Raw genomic sequence first — 1,193 nt, 5'->3', positions numbered from 1 at the left:
GGCAGTGAGACTGCGGGGGATAAGCTTCGTAGTCGAGAGGGAAACAGCCCAGATCATCAGCTAAGGCCCCTAAGTGTGCGCTAAGTGGGAAAGGATGTGGAGTCGCGGTGACAACCAGGAGGTTGGCTTAGAAGCAGCCATCCTTGAAAGAGTGCGTAATAGCTCACTGGTCAAGTGATTTCGCGCCGACAATGTAGCGGGGCTTAAGCGTACCGCCGAAGCTGTGGCAGCAACACGTATGCTGGCGTCATTGAATGATTGTTGGTGTGTTGTTGGGTAGGGGAGCGTCCTGCATGAGGTGAAGCCTGGGGGGAACCTCTGGTGGATTGTGTGGGAGTGAGAATGCAGGCATGAGTAGCGAATCTGCGGTGAGAATCCGCAGCGCCGATTGACTAAGGGTTCCAGGGCTAGGTTTATCCGCCCTGGGTTAGTCGGGTCCTAAGGCGAGGCCGACAGGCGTAGTCGATGGATAACCAGTTGATATTCTGGTACCGCCTAGCAACCGTCCAATACTGAGATCATCATGCTAACCAATTTTGCCGACCAATGGTCATGCCCCTCGGGGTGTGATTGGCGGTTGGTCTTGGGACCCGGTGGTGGAGGTAAGCGTATTAACAGGGGTGACGCAGAAAGGTAGCTGCAGTGCGCCGGTGGTTTGGCGTATTTAAGGTTGTGGCCCGTTTCCTAGGTAAATCCGGGAGACACGTGGGTGAGAACTGATGAGGGACGCACGTGTGTGTGGACTTGTGGTGATCCTATGCTGCCGAGAAAAGCCTCGACGCGAGGGGGCAAGGCGCCCGTACCCTAAACCGACTCAGGTGGTCAGGTAGAGTATACCGAGGCGTTCGAGTGAATCATGGTCAAGGAACTCGGCAAAATTCCTCCGTAACTTCGGGAGAAGGAGGACCCCTTAGCTTCCCAGCGCCGCGCGTGCTGGTGGGGCCGGGGGGTCGCAGAGAATAGGGAGAAGCGACTGTTTATCAAAAACACAGGTGCGTGCGAAGCCGTAAGGCGATGTATACGCACTGACGCCTGCCCGGTGCTGGAAGGTTAAGAGGAACCGTCAACGCCCCTTGGGTGTGAAGCGGTGAATTTAAGCCCCAGTAAACGGCGGTGGTAACTATAACCATCCTAAGGTAGCGAAATTCCTTGTCGGGTAAGTTCCGACCTGCACGAATGGCGTAACGACTTCT

The 1,193-nt window shown here is 55.7% G+C and carries 1 rRNA gene; it reads left to right on the top strand.

Annotated elements, in window-relative coordinates:
• A 23S ribosomal RNA gene (locus tag HMPREF1627_RS02135) occupies positions 1-1,193 on the top strand; the annotation flags it as partial.

Source organism: Actinomyces sp. S6-Spd3 (genome assembly GCF_000758755.1).
Lineage (GTDB): Bacteria > Actinomycetota > Actinomycetes > Actinomycetales > Actinomycetaceae > Pauljensenia.
This window is presented reverse-complemented; position numbering and strand designations above follow the sequence as displayed.